Raw genomic sequence first — 19,043 nt, forward strand, 5'->3', positions numbered from 1 at the left:
GGCATGCCTCATCGGGCCACCGCCTCGTAGACGTACCTCAGCAGCGCCTCGTCGCCGTCCCGGCGGCCGTACCCGGCGGCGGCGGCGCTCATCGCCGCGAGCCGCTGCGGGTCCCGCACCAGCGGGATCACCGTACGCTCCAGCCAGTCCGGGGTCAGCTCGCCGTCGTCGACGAGCAGCCCGCCGCCGGCCTCCACCACAGGCAGCGCGTTGCGCTTCTGCTCCTGGTTGCTGTGCGGGTACGGGACGTAGATCGTGGGCAGCCCGATCGCGGCCACCTCGGCGCAGGTCATCGCCCCGCCCCGGGCGAGCATCAGGTCGGCCGCCGCGTAGCCCAGCTCCATCTCGGACAGGTAGGGCAGGGTCACGTACGGCACCGGCAGGTCGGTGGGGATCGGCACCGGCTCGTTGCGCGCCCCGATCACGTGCAGCACCTGCACGCCGTTGCGGGCCAGTTCCTTGGCCGCCCCGGAGACCGCCAGGTTGATCGAGCGGGCGCCCTGCGAGCCGCCGGCGACGAAGAGCACCGGCAGGTCCGGCCGGAGTCCGAAGTGGGCGCGGGCGGCATCGCGCAGCGCGGCCCGGTCGAGCGTGGCGATGCCCCGGCGCAGTGGCACCCCGACCACCCGGGCCTCGCGCAGCGACTCGGCCTGGGCCGGCTGGTGCGGGAAACCCACCGCGACGTGCTTGGTGAACTTCATGCCCATCCGGTTCGCCACCCCCGGCGGCACGTTCACCTCGTGGATGACGATCGGCAGCTCGCGGCGCCAGGCGGCGAGGTAGCCGGGGACGGAGACGTACCCGCCGAAGCCGACCACCACGTCGGCCTGTACCTCGTCGATCACCTTGCCCGCCGCGCGCGCCGCCTTCCACATCCGGTCCGGGGTGCGGACCAGGTTCATGTTGACCGAGCGGGGCAGCTGGTACGCGGGGATCTGGCGCAGGTCGTAGCCGTGCGGCGGGATCAGCTCGTTCTCCAGCCCGCGGGGTGTGCCCAGGCAGGTGATCCGGACGCCGGGGTCGTGTCGGCGCAGGCAGTCGGCGAAGGCCAGCAACGGGTAGATGTGGCCACCCGTGCCCCCTCCGCAGAGCACCACCGAACGCAGCGGACCCATCAGCGTCTCCTCTCGCTCGCCGTCCCCGCCCGGCCCGTCCGGGCGCCGCGGGGCGCGGCCTGGTCGTCCTCGCGCCGCGCGCGCGACCGGGGCACGGACCCTCGGGGAGCCGGCGGCGTCGCCGGTCGGCGGCGCCGGCCGGGAAGCGGCGGCAACGGGGCCCACACTAGTCGGACCCATCGGGCCGGCGGACGGGCATGCAGGGCTCGGGCCGCGTCGGGTTCCGCGCGGGCGAACGAGGCGAGCATGCCGACCGCCGCCAGGGTCACCACCAGGGCGCTGCCGCCGTCGGAGATGAACGGCAGCGGCAGGCCGGTGATCGGCAGCAGGCCCACCACGCCACCGATGTTGATCGCGGCCTGGCTGACCAGCCAGGTGGTCACCGCCGCGGCGGCGAGCCGGCGGAACGGGTCCTCGACCCGCCGGGCGATACGCAGCCCGCTGTACGCCAGCACCGCGAAGAGCACCAGCACCACGGTGCAGCCGACCACCCCGAGCTCCTCCGCGATGATCGCGAAGATGAAGTCGTTGTGCGCCTCGGGCAGCCAGGCCCACTTCAGGCTGCTCTTGCCCAGCCCGACGCCGAACCAGCCGCCGTGCTCGATGGCCAACCGCCCCTGGTAGATCTGCCAGCAGCCGTCGAGCTTGCACTTCTCCGGGTCCTCCAGGAAGGAGGTGAGCCGGGCGAAACGGTAGTTGGTGGCGTCCCGCTCGCCGGAGCCGGCGCCGAGCGAGGCGGCGGCGATCAGCAACCCGATGCCGGCCAGCCCGACCGCGGAGAGCACGGCGAACACCCGGCCACGCACGCCGGCCGCCCAGAGCAGCCCCACCACGATGGCCAGCAGGCAGAGCATGGTGCCCAGGTCGTTGTAGCCGACCAGCACGGCGAGCAGCCCCACCACCGGGAACAGCGGGGTGGCCAACTCCTTCCACCAGCCCAGCGCGGCGCCCTTGCGGACGATCAACCGGGCGCCCCAGAGCACCAGCGCGAACTTCGCCAGCTCGGAGGGCTGCAACTGGACGGGGCCGAGGTACAGCCAGTTCAGGTGGGCCTGGAGCGGGCCGAGCGACGGTTCCTGCTGCCCGGTCAGCCGGCCGTACGCGAGCACCAGGTTGAGCACCAGCAGCAGGCCGATCGCGACGGCCAGCACGGTGCGGCCCACCGAGCGGTAGGTGCTCGCCGGCAGCCGCTGGCAGGCCCAGAACGCGACGATGCCGATCACCGCGAAGACCGCCTGCTTGGCCAGCGAGGCCGAGGCGTTGCCGTCCGCCGCGAAGTCCATCACGCTGGTGGCCGAGAAGACCATGGTCAGGCCGATCATCAGCAGCAGGCCGGCGCTGGACAGCAGCAGGTAGTACGAGGCGAGCGGCCGGGCCAGCAGGCCGCGCAGCGCGGACAGCCCGGCCGCGGCGGTCAGCCCCGGCGGCGCGGGCGGGTCGGTGGTACGCCCGGCGCCGGCCGCCCGCCGGGTCGCCGCGTCGGTCGTCGTGCCGGTTCCTCGGTCCTCCCCCACCCGTTCATCATTGCGGTTCCCCGCGGGCCGGTGCCGGTGAACGGCCCGCTCGGCGTGTCGCCCAGGTGTAAGGAGGGGCCCCTTGTTAACAGACGTCTGTTAACAAGGGGCCCCTCCTTACACCTCAGGCTCAGCTGACGGCGGCCAAGAACTCGCTGTAGAACAGCCCCAGCGCGATGGCCACGCCGATGCCGGCGATGATCCAGAAGCGGACCACGATGTTGACCTCGCTCCAGCCGGCCAGCTCGAAGTGGTGCTGCAACGGCGACATCCGGAACACCCGTTTGCCGGTGGTCCGGAAGGAGATGATCTGGATCACCACGGACATCGTGATGATCACGAAGAGGCCGCCCAGGATCAGCAGCAGCAGGATGGTCCGGGTGGACATCGCCATGCCGGCGATCAGGCCGCCCAGGCCGAGCGCGCCGGTGTCGCCCATGAAGATCCGCGCCGGTGAGGTGTTCCACCACAGGAAGCCCACGCAGGCCCCGGCCGCCGCCCCGGCGATCAACGCGATCTCCAGCGGGTCCCGCACGGTGTAGCAGTAGCTCTCGGTGTAGTTCGGGTCGGCACACCAGTGCCGGTACTGCCAGAACGCGATCAGCGCGTACGCGGCCAGCACCATCACCGAGGCGCCGGTGGCCAGCCCGTCCAGGCCGTCGGTGAGGTTCACCCCGTTGGTCGCCGCCATCACCACCATGATGATGACGATCACCGAGCCGATCTTGCCGATCTCCAGCGCCGGGATGTCCCGGATGAAGCTCAGCGTGGTGCTGGCGACGGTCTCGGTGTTGGTGGCCTTGCCGCTGACGTCGGTCATGGTGCTCGGGAAATAGAGCGCGACGATCCCGAAGACCGCACCGACCAGGATCTGGCCGGCGAGCTTGCCCCGCTTGTTCAGGCCGCCGCTGTGCCGCTTGCGGACCTTGAGGAAGTCGTCGATGAAGCCGACCGCGCCGGAGAAGACCATCAACCCCAGCAGCACCAGGGCGGTGATCGTCGGCTCGACCTGGGCGATCTGCTGGTCCGGCAGGGTGGTCAGGGCCAGGTGGCCGGCGACGTACGCGATGACCGTGGCGAGGATGAACACCACGCCGCCCATCGTCGGCGTGCCCTTCTTGCCCTGGTGCATGGCCGGGCCCTCGGCCCGGATCGGCTGGCCCGCCTTCAGCCGGGTGAACACCTTGATCGCGATCGGGGTGCCGAACAGCGAGATGATGAAGGCGACCCCGATGGCGACGATCACCGCCCTCATGCGGCACCCTCCCGGGCGTCCGCGCGCAGCGCGTCGGCCACCTCCCAGGTCCGGTACCGGGAGCCCTTGACCAGGACGACGTCGCCCGGCCGTAGCTCGCCCCGCAGCACCTCGACGGCCGCCGCCTGATCGGTGAGCAGCACCGACTCTCCTCCCCACTCGCCTACCGCTGTCGCGCCCTCGTGAATCGGCGCAGCCGGCTCGCCCACCACGAGCAGCCGGTCGACCCCCAACTCGGCCGCGAGGCGGCCCACCTGCCGGTGCCCCTCGCGTTCGAAGTCGCCCAGCTCGGCCATGTAGCCGAGCACCGCGACGGTACGCCCCGTGCCCCGCATGCTGGCCAGCGCCCGCAGCGCCACGCCGGTCGACGCCGGGTTGGCGTTGTACGAGTCGTCGATCACGGTGACCCCGTCGGGTCGCTCGAACACGTCCATCCGCCGGGTCGAGACCAGGCCCAGCTCGCCCAGCGCCGCCGCCAGGTCGGCCAGCGGCATGCCCAGCTCGCGGGCGACCGCGGCGGCGGCCAGCGAGTTCCAGACCTGGTGCCGGCCGGTCAGCCCGAGCCGTACCGGCGCGCTGCCCTCCGGCGTCACCAGGGTGTACGCCGGGCGTCCGCGCTCGTCGAGCGTCACGTCCACGGCGCGTACGTCGGCCCGCTCCGACTCGCCGTAGCGGACCACCCGGGCGGCGGTCCGCGCCGCCATCGCGTCGACCAGCGGGTCGTCGGCGTTGAGCACCGCCAGCCCGTCCGCGGGCAGCGCCTCGACCAGCTCGCCCTTGGCCAGGGCGATGGTCTCCACCGAGCCGAACTCGCCGAGGTGCGCCACCCCGACGTTGAGCACCACCGAGATCCGCGGTGGCACCACCTCGCACAGGTAGCGCACGTGCCCCACCCCGCGGGCGCCCTTCTCCATCACCAGGTAGCGGGTCTCCGGCGTGGCCTGCAACGCGGTGTACGGGTGGCCCAGCTCGTTGTTGAACGAGCCGGGCGGCGCCACGGTCGGGCCGAGCCGCACGGCGAGCTGGGCGATCAGGTCCTTGGTGGTGGTCTTGCCGGAGGAGCCGGTCAGCCCGATCACGGTGAGCCCGGGCAGCCGGTCGACCACGGCGCGGGCCAGCCGGCCCATCGCGTCGAGCGCGTCGGACACCAGCACCATCGGCACCCCGGGCACCTCGCGGGTGCCGAGCACGGCCACCGCGCCGGACTCCACCGCGCCGGCGGCGTAGTCGTGCCCGTCCACCTGCTCGCCGGGGAAGGCCACGAAGAGCCCGCCCGGGCCGATCTTGCGGGAGTCGAACTCGACGCCACCGGTGACCCGGGCGTCCGGGTCGGCGGCCACCAGCCGCCCGTCGACGGCCGCGGCGACCTCGGCCAGGGTCAGCGGGATCATCGCTGCCCCACCCGGTCGCCGTAGCGGGCGCGCAGCGCCGCCGCCAACTCCACCCGGTCGTCGAACGGCAGCACCTCGCCACCCACCTCCTGGCCCCGCTCCTGCCCCTTGCCCAGCAACGCCACCACATCCCCCGGCTCGGCCAACCGGACCGCCTCGGCGATCGCCTCCCGCCGGCCGGGCGCCTCGATGATCCGCGCCTCGGTGCCCGCCGCGTACGCCCCGGTCAGCACCTCGGCCCGGATCGTCGCCGGGTCCTCGGTGCGCGGGTTGTCGTCGGTCACCAGCACCACGTCGGCGCCCTCGGCCGCGGCGGCGCCCATCACCGGCCGCTTGCCCCGGTCCCGATCGCCGCCAGCCCCCACCACGCAGATCAACCGGCCGGAGGTGAGGTCACGCAGCGCGGCCAGCACCGCCTCGATCGCGTTCGCCTTGTGCGCGTAGTCGACCACCCCGCGCACCGGCGCGTCGCCGCTGACCAGCTCCAGCCGCCCGGGCACGCCCCCGCAGGCGGCCACCCCGGCGGCGGCGGTGGCCGGATCGACCCCGACCGCGACCAGCACGGCCACCGCGAGCAGCGCGTTCGCCACGTTGTGCCGGCCCGGCAGGGCCACCCCGGTGGGCAGGGTCACCCCGTCCGGGCCGTGCACGGTGAACCGCTGCGCGTACCCCTCGCCGCTGACGTCGGTGGCGTACCAGGTGGCGGTCGGGTCGCCGGCCGCCGAGTAGCTGACCGTGGCCGGCTTGAACAGCAGGCGCAGCGCCGGGTCGTCGTGGTTGAGCACCTCGACCGCGCAGCGCCCGTCGAACAGCCGGGCCTTGGCCGCGAAGTAGTCGTCGACGTCGGCGTGGAAGTCCAGGTGGTCGGAGCCGAAGTTGGTGTAGCCGCCGACCGCGAACCGGACCCCGCCGACCCGGCCCATCGCCAGCGCGTGGCTGGACACCTCCATGACCACGGCGGTCACCCCGCGCTCGCGGGCCGCGGCCAGCATCGCGTGCAGGTCGGTCGCCTCCGGCGTGGTGCGGACGCTGTCCACCACCAGGTCGCCGAGGCGGGTCTCCACGGTGCCGATCAACCCGGTGACGTGGCCGGCCGCGCGCAGCCCCGACTCGATCAGGTAGGCGGTGGAGGTCTTGCCGGCGGTGCCGGTCACCCCGATCATGGTCAGCCCGGCGCTGGGATCGCCGTAGACGGCGGCGGCGAGGACACCGAGCGCCGCCCGGGGGTCGGGCACGACCAGCGCCGGCAGGCCGGCCTCGGCCGCCGCCGGGGCGCCGGCCGGGTCGGTGAGCACGGCCACCGCGCCGGCCGCCGCGGCCTGGGCGACGAACTCCGCGCCGTGCCGGCGGGCGCCGGGCAGCGCGGCGTACAGGTCGCCGGGGCGGACCTCCTGGCTGGCGTGGGTCGCCCCGGTCACCGCCACGTCGGCGGCGTCCGGCGACAGCGGCGGGGCCTGCTCCGGGCCCGCCGCCGAGGGGCTCGCGGGCTCGCTCGTCGCGCTCGCCCGCAACCGGGCGGCGAGGTCGCCGAGCCGGACGGGATGCACGGTCTGGGGACGTGGATTGCCGGGCACGGCGTCAGACCCTACCCGGTCTTCCGGTTCCGACCGCACAGCCGCCCCGGTGCTTCGTCCCCACCCACCGATGATGTCCCGTTCCGGCCGGTCACCGGGGATAGACCACGAACTTCGGGGCCGGCGTGGTGCTCGGCGGCACCCGCTTCTGACGCAGGGTGAAGCCCATGATGTCGCGGAAGGCCGGCGCCGCCACGGTGCCGCCCCCGCCGTTGGGGCTCCACACGAAGACCGCCACCACGTACCGCGGGTTCTCCGCCGGGGCCATGCCGATGAACGAGCCGACCTCCCCGGGCTGCTTGACCCCGTTCTCGTAGCGCCATCCGGTGCCGGTCTTGCCGGCGACCCGGTAGCCGGGCACGGCGGCGGCCAGGCCGGTGGCGTTGTCCACGGTCGTGACGGCCTCCAGCATGGTGCGCAGCGCGACGGCGTTGCGCTCGCTGAGCACCGGTCGGGTGACCGGCGGTGGGGCCGGGGTCCGCTTGCCCTTGGTGATGGTGGCCCGGATCAGGTGCGGCTGCACGTAGGTGCCGTTGTTGGCGATGGCCGCGTACGCGGCGGTCATCTGCAGGGGCGTGGCGTCCACGCTGTGCCCGATCGGCACCGACCCGTGCGACGAGCCGCTCCACTGGTCGGCGGGGAGCAGCCGGCCGGTCGCCTCACCCGGCATCCCCTCGCCGGTCGCCCGGCCCAGGCCGAACCGCTTCTGGTAGTCGATCAACCGGTCCGGGCCCAGCATCTCGCCGACGGTGATGGTGCCGACGTTCGACGAGTACGCCAGCATTCCGGGGATGCTCATCGCCCGGCCGTTGGCCCGGTGGCTGTCCCGGAAGACCTGGTCGCCCTTCTGGATGGTGTTCGCCAGCGGCAGCGTGGTCTCCGGGGTGATCAACCCCTCCTGCAGCGCCGCGCCGAAGGTGATCGCCTTGTGCACCGACCCGGGGTCCACCACGAAGCTGGTGGCGGCGTCCTCCCGGTCGGTCGGCCGGCTGCGGGTCGGGTCGGCCGCGTCGTACGTCGGGTGGCTGGCCTGGGCCAGCACCTCGCCGGAGGGCACCTCCATCACCACCGCGGCGCCGACGCTGCCGCGCACCTTGTCCACCTGCGCCTTGAGCATCCGCTGGGCCTGGTACTGCAGATCCTGTTCGATGGTCAGCTCCAGCGAGCTGCCCGGCTGGGCCGGGGTGGTCTGGCTGTATCCCCCCGGGATCGGCGCGGCCAGGTTGCCCTGGCCGGCCTCGAAGACCCGCTTGCCGTCGACACCGCGCAGCAGGTCGTCGTACTTGGCCTCGATGCCCTCCAGGCCGACCATGTCCTGGCCGGTGAAGCCGATCAGGTTGGCCGCGAGATCGCCGCCGGGCACCTCGCGACGCTCGTCCCGGTGCAGGTAGATGCCCTTCAGCTCCAGGGCGGCGACCTGCTTCGCCTTGTCGATCGGCACGCCGCGGGCCAGGTATTGAAACCGGAGCACCTTGCCGTTGAGCGTCCGCGGCCGCATCTTCTCGACCAGCTCGGAGACCGGCACGCCGAGCAGCGGGGAGAGCGCCTTCGCGGTGGCGCCGACGTTCTCCACCAGGACCGGGTCGGCGGAGACGTACCGGGCCTCGACGCTGTGCGCCAGCAGGGCGCCGGACCGGTCGTAGATCGCGCCGCGCGGGGCGGGCAGCTCCACCCGGTTCAGCCGGTCGCTGACCCCGCCGCCGGCGAACGCCGGGGTGTCGGCGGTCTGGAGGAACACCAGCCGGATCCCGATGGTGGCGAACAGCGCCAGGGTGAGCAGGGTGCCCAGCCGCAGCCGGCGGGTCGGGTCGGCCAGCTTCGGCGGGCGGCGCGGCTTGCGGGACGGCCGCCGGGCGGCGGGGCGCTCCGGCCGGCGGGGCGCGCGGGGGCCGGGCCGGCGGCGCGGTGCCGGCGGCTCGTCGTCGTCGAAGGGCTCCGCGCCGACCGGCCGGGCCCGCACGGTGCGGACCACGCCGGTCCGGCCGGCCGCCGGGGCGTCCCGTCGGCCGGCCCGCGCCTGCCCGGTCCGGCCGCCGTCGAGCACCTGCAACGCCGGCCGGAACGGGTCCGCGGCCCGGCTGCTGCGCGGCGTACGTCGCTGGCCGCCCCCGCCGGCGACGGACCGGGCGGCCCGCTCCGGCCGGTCGACCGGGTCGCGCTGCTCACTGTTTTCCCGCACGGTCCGCCCGCGCGGGGTGTACGCCCGCGCACCGGAGATCCCGCCGACGCCCGGCTCACCGGCCCGCGGCTCCGCGCCCCGGCCGGTACGGGCCGACGAACCGCGCCGGGAGCCTGTGGCGTCCCGGCGCGGGTCCTCCGATCTGGGGGACACCTGGCTATCCCCCCGTGCCCTGCGCGCTGCTGCCGGCGGCCGGCTGCGGCACCCCGATCACCCGGCCGTCGGGCAGCCGGATGTACGCGGGCTCGTCCGACTCGACCAGCCCGAGTTTGCGGGCGTTGGCGGCGAGGTTGCCCGGCGCCTCCGCCTCGGCGATCTGCTTCTCCAGCTGCTGCTGGTCCAGGTCCAGCTTGGCCTGCTGCTCGTGCAGCTTCTCCAGTCGGAAGGCGTTCTCGTTGATCTTGGTGTTGACCAGCAGGATGCCGAGCACCCCGCCGACCACCAGCGCCACGATCAGGGCGGCGAACGGCGCCCGGGGCACCGAGATCGGCGGCGGCGGGGCGACCCGCAGCCGCGGCGTGGCCGGCTCGGTCTCCCGCCGGGCCGGCCGCTCGACCGGCCGCAGCGCGGCGCTGCCCTGGGTCGGGAACTCCCGCGCCCCCCGGGTCTGACCCGGCCGGCCGGTCCGGTCCGGCGTGCTCGCCTCGGCGCGCGTGGCCCGCTGCGCCGCGGTCCGGCCCCCCGACCGCGGTGCACGCTGCCCGCCGCCGGTCCGGTCCCGGCGGTCGCGCTCGTCTACGTTCATGTCCCCTCCCCCTCTTCGTCCGTCCCACTGCCGTCCCCCGGCGGCGCGGGATCCGCCCCGGATCCCGTCGTCGCCGTCCCCGGTTGGTGCATCGCCTTGACCCGCCGGCGGTACCGTTCGCGGTCGGTACGCCCCTGCTGTGCCGCGTTCGGGTCGATGCGTTCCGCCGCCCGCAGCCGCACTGAGGCGGCCCGCGGGTTGGCGGCGACCTCCGCCTCCCCGGGGAGTTCGGCGCCCCGGCTGAGCAGCCGGAACGTCGGACCCGACCCGGGCAGTTCGACCGGGAGGTCGATCGGGCCGGTGCTCCGGACCCGATCGGCGAGCGCGTGCTTGGTGAGCCGGTCCTCCAGCGAGTGGTAGGACAGGACCACCAGGCGACCGCCCACGGTGAGCTTGTCGAGCGCGGCCGGCAGCGCCGACTCCAGCGCCGCCAGCTCTCTGTTTACCTCGATCCTTAAAGCCTGAAACGTTCTCTTGGCCGGGTGTCCACCGGTTCGTCGGGCTGGTGCCGGAATGCTCTCCCTGACCAGCTCGGCGAGCCGGGCCGACGAGGTGATCCGGGCCCGCTCCCGCTCGCGGATGATCGCCGAGGCGATCCGTCCGGCGAACTTCTCCTCGCCGTACACCCGCAGCACCCGGGCCAGCTCCGGATGGGAGTAGGTGTTGACCACCTCCTCGGCAGTCACCCCCCGGGTCTGGTCCATCCGCATGTCCAGCGGCGCGTCCTGCGCGTACGCGAACCCCCGGTCGGCGGCGTCCAGTTGCAGCGAGGACACCCCGAGGTCGAACAGCGCGCCGTCGATTGCCGGGTAGCCCAGGCGGTCGAGCACCTCGGGCAGCTCGTCATAGACGGCGTGCTCCAGGTGCACACGGTCGGCGAACCGGGCCAGTCGGACCCGCGCGTGGGCGAGGGCCTCGGTGTCCCGGTCCAGGCCGATCAGCACCGTGTTCGGGTGCGCCTCCAGGACCGCCTCCGCGTGCCCGGCCAACCCCAGCGTCGCGTCGACGTGGACCGTCCGTCCGTTCCGCCCCAGCGCGGGGGCCAGCAACTCGAGACACCGCTCGAGCAGCACGGGCACGTGCGTGCCGCGAAGCTCCCCCATGTCGACCCCCACTGGTTGAACCGTCCGTTCCTTCCGCGTCCTGCTCGTCGGGCGACGCCATCCGTCGTACCGCCAGATCCCCATCCGCTCCCGCCCGCCGGAGGCCGCGGCCCTCCTACGGATCGTGCGCCTGGCACCGGGGAAGGGGCGCCAGGAACTCGAAAGCGGCTGGAGATCTCGCAGTACGTCGGGCGTCGCCACGCCCTACAGACCGCCGGGCAGCACCCCCTCCTCGATGTCGGCGAAGTCGTCTTCGCTGTCGGCGAGGTAGGTCTCCCAGGCCGTCTTGTCCCAGATCTCCACCCGGGTGCTCGCCCCGATGACCACGAGATCGCGGTCGAGCGCGGCGTATTCCCGGAGGTGGGACGGGATGGTGACCCGGCCCTGCTTGTCGGGGACCTCGTCGTGCGCGCCGGCGAAGAAGACCCGGTTGTAGGCCCGGGCCGCCTTGCTCGTCATCGGTTGCGCGCGCAACTGCTCCGCGATGCGCTGGAACTCGGGCATCGGGAAGACGTAGAGGCAGCGCTCCTGCCCTTTGGTGATCACGACACCCCCCGCCAGCTCATCCCGGAACTTCGCCGGCAGGATCAACCGGCCCTTGTCGTCCAGGCGCGGGGTGTGGGTGCCGAGGAACATCGGCCCAACCCCCTCGCCCTTCCAAGCGGCGTTCGCGGCGCCGCTCACCCCCCGGGCCGGTGGGCCCTCCCGGCCTCACCATCGCGCCCCACTCTACTCCACTTCCCTCCACCTGCAACCAGAATCGCCCGCGTGGCGCGCCGCGCTCGCCGACAAAACCGCACGTCAAACCCGGTGGAGCGGAGTGGAGGGGTGGCGGGCCGGTGCGCCGCGTCCGCTTCCCGACATTGATCGACTCCGTCCGGCGGACGTCCCGCTGACCGGACGCGCGCGGGGCCCCGCCCGAACGGTTCGCCGTCGGCGGCGATCTGGCGGGTCCGCCGGTCCGGTAACCTCGCTCGCGTGACGGACGCGAAGATGCCCCTGCGGGCGAAGGTGGCCAGCTCCGTGTCCCGGACGGCCGGAGCGCTGTCCCGGGCCGCCGGCCGGGGCGACGGCTCGGTGATCGGGGGCTGGATCGGGCTGAAGATCGACCCCGACCTGCTCGCCCACCTGTCGGCCGGGCGCGCCATCGCGCTGGTCTCGGGCACCAACGGCAAGACCACCACCACCCGGCTGACCACCGCCGCGGTCGGCGTGCTGGGCCGGGTCGCCACCAACTCCTTCGGCGCCAACATGCCCACCGGGCACACCTCCGCGCTGGCCCGGGCCGGCAGCACCCCGTACGCGGTGCTGGAGGTGGACGAGCACTACCTCGCGCAGGTGCTGGAGGCCACCGAGCCGCACGTGGTGGCGCTGCTCAACCTCAGCCGGGACCAGCTCGACCGGGCCAAGGAGGTCGCCATGATGGCGCAGCTCTGGCGCGCAGCCCTGGTCCGGCACCCCGACATCCGGGTGGTCGCCAACGCCGACGACCCGATGGTGGTCTGGGCCGCCACCCCGCCGGCCGACCCGGCCCGGGGGATCCACCCCCCGCACGTCACCTGGTTCAGCGCCGGCCAGCGCTGGCTCGACGACTCGTGGGTCTGCCCGGAGTGCGGCTCCACCATCCAGCGCTCCGGTGAGCAGTGGTGGTGCAGCGGCTGCCCGCTGCGCCGCCCCGAGCCGCAGTGGACCGTCGAGGACGACGGGGTGACCGACCCGACCGGCGCCTGGCACAAGGTCACGCTCCAACTGCCGGGCAAGGTCAACGTCGGCAACGCCGCCACCGCCCTCGCGGTCGCCGCCGAGTTCGGCGTACGCCCGGTCGACGCGGTGTCCCGGCTCGGCTCGGTCGCCTCGGTGGCCGGCCGGTACGCCCAGGTCCAGCGGGACGGGCGCAACATCCGGCTGCTGCTGGCGAAGAACCCGGCCAGCTGGCTGGAGGCGTTCGACATGGCCGACGAGGCGCCGACGCTGCTCTCCATCAACGCCCGGGACCCCGACGGGCTGGACACCTCCTGGCTGTTCGACGTCGACTTCGCCCCGCTGCGCGGCCGGCAGGTGCTGATCACCGGCGACCGGGCGTACGACCTGGCCGTCCGGCTGGACGTCAACGACGTGCCGTTCCAGCACGTCCGCAGCTTCGACGACGCGGTCCGGGCGGTGCCGCCGGGCCGGCTCGAGGTCATCGCCAACTACACCGCCTTCCAGGACATCCGAGCGGAGCTGGACCGTGTCAACTGAGAGCCTGCGTATCGTCTGGGTCTACCCCGACCTGCTGTCCACGTACGGCGACCGGGGCAACGCGCTGATCCTGGCCCGCCGGGCGCAGCGGCGCGGGATGCCGGTCGAGGTGCTGGAGATCCGCTCCGACCAGCGGTTGCCCGCGGCCGCCGACATCTACCTGATCGGCGGCGGCGAGGACGGCCCGCAGGCGTTGGGCGCCCAGCGGCTGCTCGCCGACGGCGGCCTGCACCGGGCGGTCGCCCAGGGCTCGGTGGTGTTCGGCGTCTGCGCCGGCTACCAGCTGCTCGGCACCTCCTTCTTCGCCAAGGGCACCAAGTACGCCGGGCTGGAGCTGCTCGACCTCGCCTCCGACCGCGGCCCCACCCGGGCGGTCGGCGAGCTGGCCGGCGAGATCGACCAGCGGCTCGGGCTGCCGGCGCTGTCCGGCTTCGAGAACCACGGCGGCCGGACCCGGCTGGGCCCCGAGGTCGCCCCGCTGGCCCGGGTCACCACCGGGATCGGCAACGACGGCGTGACCGAGGGGGCGTGGCGCGGCAAGCTGCTCGGCACGTATTCGCACGGCCCGGCCCTGGCCCGCAACCCGGCCCTGGCCGACCTGCTGCTGCGCTGGGCCACCGGCGTGCACCAGCTCCCGCCGCTGGACGACACCTGGTCGGACCGGCTGCGCAACGAGCGTCGCGCCGCGGTGGCCGCCGCCGCCCGGGCATGATCCGCGCCGCGCGGCGGCTGCTCGGCCAGCCGTCGGCGCGGCGGTTCGCGCTGCTGCTCCTCCTGCTGGCCGCCTTCGCCGCGCTGCTGCCGGCGCTGCCCCGCCCGGACCCGGCCCGGCTGCCGGAGCTGGCCGACTCGCTGGGCGGCCTCGCCCCGGTGGTGGCGATCGTCGGGGGCGCGCTGCTGCTGGTGGCGCTGGTCCCCCGCACCTTCATCACGCTGGCCTCGGGCGCGATCTTCGGCCCGGTCGAGGGCGCCGCGTACGCGCTCGGCGCCGCGCTGCTCGCCGCGGCGATCGGCTTCGCGGTCGGGCGGGCGCTGGGCCGGGAGTTCGTCGCGGAACGGGTCCGCGGCCGGCTGGCCCGCCTGGACGGCTGGTTCGCCCGGCAGAGCGTGCTCGGCGTGGCCACCGTCCGGCTGCTGCCGATCGCCGGGTTCGGGCTGGTCAGCTACGGCTACGGCACCACCGCGGCGCGGGTGACGCCGTTCCTGGTCGGCAGCGTGCTCGCCTCCGCGCCGACCGCGATCGGCTACGCCATGCTGGGTGCGGCAGCCACCTCACCCGGGCACGTCAACTGGTACGCCGCCGCCCCGGCCAGCCTCGGCCTGATCGCCAGCGCGGTGCTGATCCACCGGTGGTGGCGCGCCGAGCGGCGGCGGCGGGAGGCACCGAGCTGAGATGGACGGTGTGGAGCGGCTGCCGGGCGGGTTCGTCAACGAGGTGCTCCGGGTCGGGGACACCGTGCGGCGTACCCGGCCGGCGAACGCCGACTTCGTCGCGGCGCTGCTGCGGCACCTGGCGCGGGCGGCGCCGGGCCTGGCGCCCCGCCACCTGGGCTACGACGAGCACGGCCGGCAGGTGCTCGGCCACGTCGACGGTCACGTCCCCTGGCGGGAGCCGGTCAGCGCCGAGTTCCGCTCCGACGCCGCGCTGACCCGGCTCGCCGAGCTGATCCGTACGCTGCACGACGCCTGCGCCGGCACCCCGCTGGCCGGCGGCGCGGAGACCGTCTGCCACCTCGACCTGTCGCCCAAGAACACCGTCTACCGGGACTCCCCCGCCGGGCCGCTGCCGGTGACCCTGCTCGACTGGGACCTGGCCGCGCCGGGCCGGCGGATCGCCGACGTGGCGTTCGCCGGCTGGCACTTCGCCGCGCTCGGCGAGGGCGCCGACCCGGCGGAGCTGGGCCGGCGCTGCCGGCTGCTCTGCGACGCCTACGCGGCGGCGGCTCCGGGGGCCGCGCTCCCCCGCGCCGAGCTGGTCGACGTCATGCTCCAGCAGATCGAGCGCACCTGGCGGGGCATCGACGCCGGCGCCGACCGGGACGAGCCCGGCATGCGCCGGCTGCGCGCCGCGGGCGCCGTCGACGGGGTACGCGCCTGGCAGCGCTGGCTGCTCGCCCATCGCGACCCGGTCGAGGCGGCGCTGCGCGGCTGACCCGCGGCCCGTTCACCTCGACGCCGAGACCAGGCCCGCCTCGTACGCGGCGATGACCAGGTGCACCCGGTCCCGGGCGCCGAGCTTGGTGAAGAGTCGGCCCACGTGCGCCTTCGCGGTGGCCTGACTGATCACCAGTGCGCCGGCGATCTCCGCGTTGGACAGTCCCCGCCCGACCAGCGTCAGCACCTCCCGCTCCCGCTCGGTGACGCCGGGCAGGCCGCGCGGCCGGGGCGGCAGGTCGGGGCGGCGGGCGAACTCCGCGATGAGCCGGCGGGTGACCCCGGGCGCGATCAGCGCGTCCCCGGCGGCCACCACCCGGACCGCGCCGAGGATCTCCTCCAGCGCCATGTCCTTGACCAGGAACCCGCTCGCCCCGGCGCGCAGGGCGGCGTGGACGTGCTCGTCGTCGTCGAAGGTGGTGAGGACGAGCACCCGGGTCGGGCCGCCGGCCGCGCTGATCGCCCGGGTGGCCGCGATCCCGTCGGTGCCCGGCATCCGCAGGTCCATCAGCACCACGTCGGGCACGGTCTCGCGGGCCAGCCGGACCGCCTCGGCGCCGGTGCCCGCCTCACCGACCACCTCGAGGTCAGGGGCGTCGGCGATGAACACCCGCAGTCCGGCCCGGACCAGGGGCTGGTCGTCGACGAGGAGGACGCGGACGCTCACCCGTCCGCCCCGGGGGCCGGCAGGCACGCGGCGACCCGGAAGCCGCCCTCGGGGCGGGGGCCGGCGGAGAACCGGCCGCCCAGCAGGGTCGACCGTTCCCGCATCCCGACGATGCCGTGTCCCTCGTCGCCGAGCGGGCCACCCCGGCCGTCGTCCACCACCTCGACGTGGACCGCGTCGGGCGCGTACCCGATCGTCAGCCGGCACCGGGCCACCGCCGCGTGCCGGGCCACGTTCGTCAGCGCCTCCTGCGCGATCCGGTAGGCCGCCAGGTCGACCTCGGCGGGCAGCGGCCGGGGCTCGCCGTCGCGGCGGACCGCCACCCGCACCCCGGCGTCCGCCGCCGCGGTGACCAGCCGGTCGAGATCGGCCAGTCCGGGCGCCGGGTCCAGCGCCGCTGCGCCGTCCGGACGGCGCAGCGCGCCGAGCGTACGGCGCAGCCCGGTGAGCGTCTCCCGGCTGGTCCGCTCGATGGTGGCGAGCGCGGCGCGGGCCTCCCCCGGCTGGGTGTCGATGACGCGGGCCCCCATTCCGGCCTGGATGACGATCACCCCGATGCTGTGCGCCACCACGTCGTGCAGTTCACGGGCGATGCGCAGCCGCTCGGCGGCGACCGTCTCGGCGGCGGCGTGTGCCCGCAGCTGTTCGGCGTGCCGGCGACGGTTCCGGACCGAGTTCCCGGTCACCCAGGCGGTGACCACGGCCAGGGCGGAGACGACGGCCCGGTCCACCGGGTCGACGGCGGGGTTGACGAAGCCCGCCGCGACCTGCACCACCAGCACCACCCCGGCGGCGGCCAGCGACACCCGGCGCGGGGCCCGCGCGGTGACCAGCCCGAGCACCAGGTCGACGACGAGGAACTGGAGATACCAGACGACGGTCAGGTAGTCGTCGTCCCCGCGCCATATCGTCACGGTCACCACCGCCGACCCGGCCAGCGTCAACCCGAGGGCGAGCAGCGGATGACGCCCCAGCAGGCCCGTGGGCAGGAGGACCACCAGGGCCGGCAGCAGGTAATGCGCCGGGAACGGCAGTGGACCGCCGAGCGTCGTGACGCCGAGCCCGGGACCCGGCCCACCGACGGTCGACGCGAGCAGCACCACGACCGGGAGCAGCGCGACGCCCACCCAGATCACGATCGTCCGCAACCGCTGGGCGGCGGCACGGGGACGCGGGGCGACGGCCTGCACGGAACCAACGTAGCGAGCCGGCGGCGGTGCGGTCATCGGCCCACGGGCGTACGCCTGCGGGCGCATCCGCCCCAGGCCGGTGTGGCCGCAGGCCCGACGAAAGGTCGCCGGTCGTACGGCAGCGTCGACGGCATGATCGAGCTACATGACCTCACGAAACGGTACGGCGGCACCACCGCTGTCAACCGGCTGACCCTGACCGTCCGACCCGGACACGTGACCGGCTTCCTCGGTCCGAACGGCGCGGGCAAGTCCACCACCCTGCGGCTGGTCATCGGCCTGCACCGGCCCAGCGGCGGCACCGCCCTGGTGAACGGGCGCCCGTTCGCCGAGCGGCCCCGCGGGCTGCGCCACGTCGGCGCGCTGCTCGACGCGGGTGACGTGCACGGCGGGCGTACCGCCCGGGCTCACCTGGCCGCGCTCGCCCGCAGCAACGGTCTCCCCCGCTCACGGGTCGACGAGGTGCTGGGCGAGGTCGGCCTGGCCGACGTCGCCGGGCGCCGGATCGGCGGCTTCTCCCTCGGCATGAAGCAACGCGTCGGCATCGCCGCCGCGCTGCTCGGCGACCCCCCGGTGCTCCTCTTCGACGAGCCGTTCAACGGTCTCGATCCGGAGGGGGTGCGCTGGGTGCGCGGACTGTTCCGCCGGCTGGCCGGCGAGGGGCGCACCGTGCTGGTCTCCAGCCACCTGATGAGCGAGATGGAGCAGACCGCCGACCACCTCGTCGTCATCGGGCGCGGCAAGCTGATCGCCGAGGAGAGCCTGACGGAGTTCGCCGCCCGGGGCGGTCGCCCGCAGGTCGTCGTGCGTACCCCGGAGCCGGCGCGGCTGACCTCGGTGGCGCGGGAGGCCGACGGGCAGGTGACGACGGCGGGCGACGGCGCGCTCGCCGTCACCGGGCTGACCGCCGCGGAACTGGGCGAGCTGGCCTTCGCCCACGGCATCGCGCTGCACGAGATGGCCACCCGGGCCACCTCGCTGGAGGAGGCGTTCATGGACCTCACCGCCGACCACGTCGACTACCTGGCAGGAGACCAGCGATGAGCATGCCGCCCCGTACCGTCACCGCGGCCGACCGGCGGGCCGCCGACCCCGCCGCCCGCTTCCGCGACCTGCTCGCCGCCGAGTGGATCAAGTTGTGGTCGCTGCGCTCCACGTACGGCTCGCTGGCGCTGGTGGCCGTGTCCGCCCTGCTCTTCAGCGCCCGGGCCGCCCTGGCCGACCACCACAACTGGCCGGACTACTCTCCCGAGCGGCAGGCCGCGTTCGACCCGATCCACGACGCCTTCCCCGAGGAGGGCTGGCTGTTCATCATGCTGGCCGCCGGCACGGTCGGCGCGCTGATGATCGCCGGCGAGTACGCCAGCGGCCAGATCCGCGCCACGTTCGCGGCGGTACCGGACCGCCGGGCCGTGGTGGGGGCCAAGGTGGCGGTGCTCGCCGGGGTGATGCTGGCGGTCGGCGTGCTGGCCTCGACGGCCGCGTTCTGGCTGTCACAGGCCATCCTCGCCGGCCGGCACGCCGGCGCGTCGATCGCCGAACCCCAGGCGCTGCGCGCCGTCGCGGCGTCGGCGCTGCTGCTCCCGCTCTGCGCGCTCATCGGGCTGGGCGTCGGCGCGCTGGTCCGGCACACCGCCCCGGCGATCGTCGTCACCACCACGCTGCTGCTCCTGCTGCCGCTGGCCTTTGACATCACGAACCGCTGGACGGCCGCGATCCACAACGCGCTGCCGGTGCCCGCCTGGGAGCGCCTGGTCGCGAACCCGTACATCGCGCTCAACGAACACCTGGCCACCGTTCCCGGCTCCTGGGTGGTCTTCGCCGTCTGGCCGGTCGTCGCCACCGTGGTCGCCGCGCTGGTCGTGCACCGCCGGGAACCCTGACCGCCAACGCGAGATTCGCGCAACTTCGTGGA

At 74.6% G+C, this 19,043-nt stretch carries 17 protein-coding genes; 6 read left to right on the top strand and 11 right to left on the bottom strand.

What is annotated here, in order from left to right; genetic code table 11:
• Positions 1 to 8: 8 nt before the first annotated feature.
• The 9 genes from murG to mraZ form a co-directional block, all read right to left on the bottom strand.
• Complete coding sequence (gene murG, locus K7640_RS13095; protein ID WP_222955045.1) at positions 9 to 1,115, bottom strand: undecaprenyldiphospho-muramoylpentapeptide beta-N-acetylglucosaminyltransferase; 1,107 nt, start codon at positions 1,113 to 1,115, stop codon at positions 9 to 11.
• Positions 1,115 to 2,515, bottom strand: coding sequence for a putative peptidoglycan glycosyltransferase FtsW (locus tag K7640_RS13100; RefSeq protein WP_222955131.1), 1,401 nt, complete (start codon positions 2,513 to 2,515; stop codon positions 1,115 to 1,117). The genes murG and K7640_RS13100 overlap by 1 nt, the downstream gene beginning before the upstream one ends.
• 244 nt (positions 2,516 to 2,759) lie before the next feature.
• Complete coding sequence (gene mraY, locus K7640_RS13105; protein WP_222955046.1) at positions 2,760 to 3,884, bottom strand: phospho-N-acetylmuramoyl-pentapeptide-transferase; 1,125 nt, start codon at positions 3,882 to 3,884, stop codon at positions 2,760 to 2,762.
• Complete coding sequence (gene murF / locus K7640_RS13110; protein WP_222955047.1) at positions 3,881 to 5,275, bottom strand: UDP-N-acetylmuramoyl-tripeptide--D-alanyl-D-alanine ligase; 1,395 nt, start codon at positions 5,273 to 5,275, stop codon at positions 3,881 to 3,883. The genes mraY and murF overlap by 4 nt, the downstream gene beginning before the upstream one ends.
• Complete coding sequence (locus K7640_RS13115; RefSeq protein ID WP_222955048.1) at positions 5,272 to 6,888, bottom strand: UDP-N-acetylmuramoyl-L-alanyl-D-glutamate--2,6-diaminopimelate ligase; 1,617 nt, start codon at positions 6,886 to 6,888, stop codon at positions 5,272 to 5,274. Before K7640_RS13115 ends, murF begins: the two co-directional genes overlap by 4 nt.
• Before the next feature lie 52 nt (positions 6,889 to 6,940).
• On the bottom strand, positions 6,941 to 9,181 hold the full coding sequence (locus K7640_RS13120; protein WP_222955049.1) for a penicillin-binding protein 2: 2,241 nt from the start codon (positions 9,179 to 9,181) through the stop codon (positions 6,941 to 6,943).
• A 4-nt stretch (positions 9,182 to 9,185) separates the two neighbouring features.
• Complete coding sequence (locus K7640_RS13125; protein ID WP_222955050.1) at positions 9,186 to 9,773, bottom strand: YhcB family protein; 588 nt, start codon at positions 9,771 to 9,773, stop codon at positions 9,186 to 9,188.
• Positions 9,770 to 10,876: a 16S rRNA (cytosine(1402)-N(4))-methyltransferase RsmH gene (rsmH, locus tag K7640_RS13130; RefSeq protein WP_222955051.1), complete on the bottom strand. Its 1,107-nt coding sequence runs from the start codon at positions 10,874 to 10,876 to the stop codon at positions 9,770 to 9,772. Before rsmH ends, K7640_RS13125 begins: the two co-directional genes overlap by 4 nt.
• Before the next feature lie 204 nt (positions 10,877 to 11,080).
• Entirely contained in the window at positions 11,081 to 11,512 is a 432-nt protein-coding gene (gene mraZ / locus K7640_RS13135) for a division/cell wall cluster transcriptional repressor MraZ (RefSeq protein ID WP_222955052.1), read from the bottom strand.
• Positions 11,513 to 11,869: 357 nt separating this feature from the next.
• On the opposite strand from mraZ, the gene K7640_RS13140 reads away from it, so the two are divergent.
• Genes K7640_RS13140 through K7640_RS13155 form a run of 4 tightly spaced genes read left to right on the top strand, consistent with a single transcriptional unit; the run spans position 11,870 to position 15,269 of the window.
• Positions 11,870 to 13,117, top strand: a complete 1,248-nt coding sequence (locus tag K7640_RS13140; protein WP_222955132.1) for a MurT ligase domain-containing protein — start codon at positions 11,870 to 11,872, stop codon at positions 13,115 to 13,117.
• Positions 13,107 to 13,829 carry a type 1 glutamine amidotransferase gene (locus K7640_RS13145; RefSeq protein WP_222955053.1) on the top strand — a complete coding sequence of 241 codons (723 nt, stop codon included), beginning with the start codon at positions 13,107 to 13,109 and terminating at the stop codon, positions 13,827 to 13,829. The genes K7640_RS13140 and K7640_RS13145 overlap by 11 nt, the downstream gene beginning before the upstream one ends.
• Entirely contained in the window at positions 13,826 to 14,509 is a 684-nt protein-coding gene (locus tag K7640_RS13150; RefSeq protein WP_222955054.1) for a TVP38/TMEM64 family protein, read from the top strand. Before K7640_RS13145 ends, K7640_RS13150 begins: the two co-directional genes overlap by 4 nt.
• Before the next feature lies 1 nt (position 14,510).
• On the top strand, positions 14,511 to 15,269 hold the full coding sequence (locus tag K7640_RS13155) for a phosphotransferase (RefSeq protein WP_222955055.1): 759 nt from the start codon (positions 14,511 to 14,513) through the stop codon (positions 15,267 to 15,269).
• 12 nt (positions 15,270 to 15,281) lie between these two features.
• Here K7640_RS13155 and K7640_RS13160 read toward each other — a convergent pair whose 3' ends face one another.
• Together K7640_RS13160 and K7640_RS13165 are read right to left on the bottom strand one after the other, a co-directional pair.
• Positions 15,282 to 15,938 carry a response regulator transcription factor gene (locus K7640_RS13160; protein WP_222955056.1) on the bottom strand — a complete coding sequence of 219 codons (657 nt, stop codon included), beginning with the start codon at positions 15,936 to 15,938 and terminating at the stop codon, positions 15,282 to 15,284.
• Positions 15,935 to 17,128: a histidine kinase gene (locus tag K7640_RS13165; protein WP_222955057.1), complete on the bottom strand. Its 1,194-nt coding sequence runs from the start codon at positions 17,126 to 17,128 to the stop codon at positions 15,935 to 15,937. Before K7640_RS13165 ends, K7640_RS13160 begins: the two co-directional genes overlap by 4 nt.
• 132 nt (positions 17,129 to 17,260) lie before the next feature.
• Here K7640_RS13165 and K7640_RS13170 point away from each other — a divergent pair, with 132 nt between their 5' ends.
• Positions 17,261 to 18,172, top strand: a complete 912-nt coding sequence (locus K7640_RS13170) for an ABC transporter ATP-binding protein (protein ID WP_222955058.1) — start codon at positions 17,261 to 17,263, stop codon at positions 18,170 to 18,172.
• Positions 18,169 to 19,011, top strand: coding sequence for a hypothetical protein (locus K7640_RS13175; protein ID WP_222955059.1), 843 nt, complete (start codon positions 18,169 to 18,171; stop codon positions 19,009 to 19,011). Before K7640_RS13170 ends, K7640_RS13175 begins: the two co-directional genes overlap by 4 nt.
• Positions 19,012 to 19,043: the final 32 nt, after the last annotated feature.

Origin of the sequence: Micromonospora sp. PLK6-60 (assembly GCF_019890675.1) — a bacterium.
GTDB lineage: Bacteria > Actinomycetota > Actinomycetes > Mycobacteriales > Micromonosporaceae > Micromonospora.